This is a genomic window from Streptomyces phytophilus (assembly GCF_013870535.1).
In the GTDB taxonomy this organism is placed as follows: domain Bacteria; phylum Actinomycetota; class Actinomycetes; order Streptomycetales; family Streptomycetaceae; genus Streptomyces; species Streptomyces phytophilus.
Window position 1 is genome coordinate 1 of sequence record NZ_JACBXC010000371.1, and the last position, 5,037, is coordinate 5,037.

Below are 5,037 nucleotides of genomic sequence, written 5' to 3' on the forward strand. Positions count from 1 at the left end.
CGACCCGTTCGCGTCCGACCGTACGAGCTGGTTCCGGCAGGACCGGTTCGGGATGTTCATCCACTTCGGCGCGTACTCCAACCTGGAAGGCGAGTACACCCGCCCCGACGGCACCGTCTGCCGCGACGCCGAGTGGATCAAGCGGCAGTGCGACATCCCGAACGAGGCGTACGAGAAGCAGGCCGCGACGTTCGACCCCGCGGACTTCGACGCCGAGGCCGTCGTCGGCGCGGCCAAGGACGCCGGGATGCGGTACATCGTCATCACCTCGAAGCACCACGACGGCTACGCGATGTGGCCGACGAAGGTCAACTCGTGGAACCTGCGGGACCACTCGGCCTTCGACAAGCGCCGGGACATCATGGCCGAGCTGAAGACGGCGGCGAAGAAGGCGGGCATCAAGCTCGGCTTCTACTACTCGATCTGGGACTGGCACGACCCGGACTTCGCCGACCCGGCCACCTTCCCGCGCTACGAGAAGCGCATGTACGCCCAGCTCAAGGAGCTGGTCACGAAGTACGACCCGGCCCTGCTCTGGTTCGACGGCGAGTGGGAGACGGACCGGCCGAACAACCCCTGGACCGCACAGGACGGCGAGCGCCTGGAGACGTACCTGCGCGGGCTCGACCCGGACCTCGTCGTCAACAACCGCGTCGGCAAGCGCCGCGTGACCGACGGCGACTACGGCACCCCGGAGCAGGAGATCCCCGGCGCGCCGGTCGACGGCCAGCTGTGGGAGTCGTGCATGACCCTCAACGGCCACTGGGGGTACGCCCGTTACGACGAGAACTGGAAGTCCGGCGCCTCGCTGGTACGCAACCTGCTCTCCACCGCCTCCCGCAGCGGCAACTACCTGCTCAACGTCGGCCCGGACGCCCGCGGCCGCATTCCCGCGCCTTCCGTCCAGCGGCTCGGGGAGATGGGCGACTGGCTGCGCACCGCGGGCCAGGGCGACGCCGTCTACGGCGCGGGGTTCGGCGGACTCGTCGAACAGCCCGGCTGGGGCACCGTCAGCCGCAAGGGCGACAAGCTCTACGCGGCCGTCACCGCCTGGCCCGCGGCCGGCGACTCCCTGCACCTCAAGGCCCGTACGGACATCGAAGTGAAGTCGGCCCGCGTACTCGGCTCCGATCAGGAGGTGACCGCCGCGAAGACGGCCGACGGCTTCGACCTCACCCCCGCCGGCACCGCCACCAACGACGCCGCCACCGTCATCGAACTGACCGTCGACCCCGGCCCGACGGCCGCACCGGGCAGCGGCACGGGCCTGAAACAGGAGATCTTCGACAACCCCGAACTGTCCGGCCCGCCGAAGGCCACCCGCACGGACCCGGCCGTCAACCACTCCTGGAAGTACACCGGCTCACCGGCGGCGGACATCCCGGCCGACGGCTTCGGCATCCGCTGGACGGGCACCGTCGAACCGCGCCGCTCCGAGACGTACACCCTGACCACGGTCTCGGACGACAACGTACGGCTCTGGATCGACGGCGAGCTGGTCATCGACAACTGGACCCCGCACAACGTGACCGTCGACAAGGCCGAGGTCGCCCTGAAGGCGGGCACGCACCACGCCATCAAGGTCGAGTACGCGGAACAGACGGGCGACGCCCACATGAAACTGCTCTGGTCCAGCCCCGGCCAACCCCAGCAGATAATCCCCCGCCAACAACTCAACCCGAACTGACCCCCGACCAGAACCCGAGACGCCCCGCCCCCGCGGCGGGGCGTCTCCTCCGCCTACGCACCCGCCAGGTCGAGGGCTATGTCGGTGATCATGTCTTCCTGGCCGCCGACCATGCCTCTGCGGCCCACCTCCACCAGGATCGTGCGCGTGTCCAGGCCGTAGCGGGACGCCGCTGCCTCCGCGTGGCGGAGGAAGCTGGAGTACACGCCCGCGTAGCCCAGGGTCAGGGTCTCCCGGTCGACCCGGACCTCGCGGTCCTGCAAGGGGCGGACCACGTCGTCGGCGGTGTCCATCAGCGGGAACAGGTCGCAGCCGTGCTGCCAGCCCATCAGGTCCGCGACCGCGACGAACGCCTCCAGCGGGCAGTTGCCCGCGCCCGCGCCCTGGCCGGCCAGGGAGGCGTCCACGCGGACCGCGCCGCTTTCGACGGCGACGACGGTGTTGGCGACGCCGAGGGCCAGGTTGTGGTGGGCGTGGATGCCGAGTTCCGTGGCGGGGTCGAGGGCCTCGCGGTACGCCTGGAAGCGGGCGCGTACGCCGTCCATCGTCAGTCGGCAGCCGGAGTCGGTGACGTACACGCAGTGGGCGCCGTACGACTCCATCAGCTTCGCCTGCCGGGCCAGCTCCGCCGGTTCGGCCATGTGGGACATCATCAGGAAGCCCGCCACGTCCATGCCCAGTTCGCGGGCCGCCGAGATGTGCTGGGCCGAGATGTCCGCCTCGGTGCAGTGGGTCGCGATGCGCACCGAGCGGATGCCGAGGCGGTGGGCGAGGCGGAGGTCCGCGAGGGTACCGATGCCCGGCAGCAGCAGGGTGGTGGGGATCGCCGTGCGGGCGGCGTCGGTGACGGCCTCTATCCACTCCCAGTCGGTGTGGGCGCCGATGCCGTACGTGATGCTGGAGCCGGACAGGCCGTCGCCGTGGGCGATCTCGATGGCGCCGACGCCCGCGGCGTCCAGCGCGGCGGCGATGGTGCGGGCCTGCTCGACGGTGTAGCGGTGCCGCAGGGCGTGCATGCCGTCCCGCAGGGTCACGTCCTGGACGTACAGCGCGGTGGATCCGGGGGTCTCGGTCACGGGGTGCTCACCTTCGCGGTTCGGACTGCGGCCATGCGCTCCGCGGTGCGCAGCGCGGCGGAGGTCATGATGTCGAGGTTCCCGGCGTACGACGGCAGGTAGTGGGCGGCGCCTTCGACCTCCAGGAAGACCGAGACCCGCAGGGCTTCCGCGGTGTCCGGCGCCAGCGCGCGCAGGGGGTCGTCCGCCGCCACCCGGTCGAACTGGACGCGCTGCTTGAGCCGGTAGCCCGGCACGTACGCCTGCACCGAGGCGACCATCTCCGCCACGGAGTCCGCGACCGCGCCCTCGTCGCACGGGCCGACCAGGCAGTACACGGTGTCGCGCATGATCAGCGGGGGCTCCGCCGGGTTCAGCACGATGATCGCCTTGCCCCGCGCCGCGCCTCCCACCTGCGCCAGCGCGGCGGCGGTGGTCTCGGTGAACTCGTCGATGTTGGCCCGGGTGCCCGGTCCCGCGGAGCGGGAGGCGATGGAGGCGACGATCTCGGCGTAGTGCACCGGGGTGACCCGGCTGACGGCGGCGACGACCGGGACGGTTGCCTGGCCGCCGCAGGTGACCATGTTGACGTTGGGCGCGTCCAGGTGCGCGTCGAGGTTCACCGGCGGTACGACGTACGGGCCGAGGGCGGCCGGCGTCAGGTCGATCACCCGGCGGCCGGCGGCCCGCAGCACCTCGTCGTGCCGGCGGTGGGCGCCCGCCGAGGTGGCGTCGAAGACGATCGCCACGTCCGCGAACTCGTCCAGCTCCAGCAGCCCGTCCACCCCGTCGTGCGTGGTCGCCACGCCGAGGCGGCGGGCGCGGGCCAGGCCGTCGGAGGCGGGGTCGATGCCCGCCATGGCGGCCATCTCCAGGGTGCCGGAGAGCCGGAGCACCTTGATCATGAGGTCCGTGCCGATGTTGCCGGAGCCGATGACGGCGACCTTCGCACGGCCGGACGTGCCACCGGAAGCGGTGTCGCTCATCGTGTCTCTTCCTTCCCGAAGGTGACCCGCGCCGAGCCGAGGCCGGAGATGCGGGTTTCGGCGGCGCCGTGCTGGCCCGCGCGCTCGCCGGGCACTTCTCCTCCGCCCACCGGGCGCTCACGGGCGGAGACGGCCGCTGGGGCGAGGCGGACCCGGTGCCGCGCCGGTTCACCCCGGAGGAGCTGACCCGGCTGGTCGCCGCCGCCGGCGTGGACGTGCGGGCCGTACAGGGCGTACGGACCTTCTCCGACCTGGTGCCGGACGGTCTCGCCGAGTCCGAGCCGGGCGCGCTCGACGCGCTGCTGGAGCTGGAGCGGGCGGCGGCGGAGTCGCCGGCGTTCCAGCACGTGGCGGCGCAGCTTCATGTTCTGGGCGGCCGGAAGTGATAACCGGTCCGCGCGCGGGCAAAGGTGCAGTAGGCCACAGGCCACCCGTTCGGCCCCGGCGCGCCGTATGATCTGAGTCAGGGCCTGCTACGGCGGGCAGGCCCAGATCCGCGCCGCGGATCGGCGGATTTGGCGCAGAGGGGCGGGTTTCACGGGGGCGCATACCTGCCTATCCTGGAGGTGCCGCGTCCCGGTCGCCCCCAAGCGACCGACGAGTAGGAGGACTCCGTGCCGCTCTCGGAGCACGAGCAGCGCATGCTCGAGCAGATGGAGCGAGCGCTGTACGCAGAAGATCCCAAGTTTGCGACAGCGCTTGAGGGAAGCAGGCTGCGCACGTACACCCGCCGTCGGGTGTATCAGTCGGTAGCCGGTTTCCTGGTGGGTATCGCGCTCCTGATGGCCGGTATGGTCGCGCAGCAGATCTGGGTCAGCGTGGTGGGCTTCCTCGTCATGCTGGGATGTGCGGTGCTCGCCGTCACTGGTTGGCGCAGGACTGCGAACCCGGGCGAACAGCAGCAGCAACAGCAGCCGGGCGATGCCGCGGCCCCTCAGGGCGGTCAGCAGCGTCGCAGGACCCGGCAGCGCCGTTCCATGATGAACAGGATCGAAGAGCGGTGGCAGCGCCGCCGCGACGAGGGACGCTAGGCCACCAGGCCCCTCACCGTGCAGAGCTCCCCGGGCCCGGCCCGCGGGAGCTCTCTGCACGCGGGTGACCTCCGGTCCGGACCCGGGACGAGGACCGGCGGCCGCAAGCGCAAGCGAGGGGACGGGGGCGGGGGTGCGCCCGCAGCCCGGGGATGAGCAGCACGGGCGGCCGAAAGTGTCGGTGCCGGGCGAGGACGTGCTCCCGCTCCCGGCACCGCCCCACAGACAAGCCCGTGCGCCGCGGGCCCTGCACAGCCGGGCAACCGGCCGCACGCCCC

Annotated in this window: 4 protein-coding genes and 1 pseudogene; 3 read left to right on the top strand and 2 right to left on the bottom strand. The window is 71.8% G+C overall.

The window, feature by feature from the left end:
• A partial coding sequence (locus H5J30_RS17170) for an alpha-L-fucosidase (RefSeq protein ID WP_181788301.1) occupies nt 1–1,687 on the top strand: 1,687 nt, incomplete at its 5' end.
• 53 nt (nt 1,688–1,740) lie between these two features.
• Here the strand turns inward: H5J30_RS17170 and dmpG are convergent.
• Both dmpG and H5J30_RS17180 read right to left on the bottom strand, forming a co-directional pair.
• Nucleotides 1,741–2,763, bottom strand: a complete 1,023-nt coding sequence (gene dmpG, locus H5J30_RS17175) for a 4-hydroxy-2-oxovalerate aldolase (protein WP_181788302.1) — start codon at nt 2,761–2,763, stop codon at nt 1,741–1,743.
• Nucleotides 2,760–3,728, bottom strand: coding sequence for an acetaldehyde dehydrogenase (acetylating) (locus H5J30_RS17180; RefSeq protein WP_181788303.1), 969 nt, complete (start codon nt 3,726–3,728; stop codon nt 2,760–2,762). Before H5J30_RS17180 ends, dmpG begins: the two co-directional genes overlap by 4 nt.
• Before the next feature lie 50 nt (nt 3,729–3,778).
• On the opposite strand from H5J30_RS17180, the pseudogene H5J30_RS17185 reads away from it, so the two are divergent.
• Together H5J30_RS17185 and H5J30_RS17190 are read left to right on the top strand one after the other, a co-directional pair.
• A pseudogene (locus tag H5J30_RS17185) lies at nt 3,779–4,114 on the top strand (SAM-dependent methyltransferase); the annotation flags it as partial.
• A 228-nt stretch (nt 4,115–4,342) separates the two neighbouring features.
• Nucleotides 4,343–4,759, top strand: a complete 417-nt coding sequence (locus H5J30_RS17190; protein WP_181788304.1) for an SCO2097 family morphological protein — start codon at nt 4,343–4,345, stop codon at nt 4,757–4,759.
• Nucleotides 4,760–5,037: the final 278 nt, after the last annotated feature.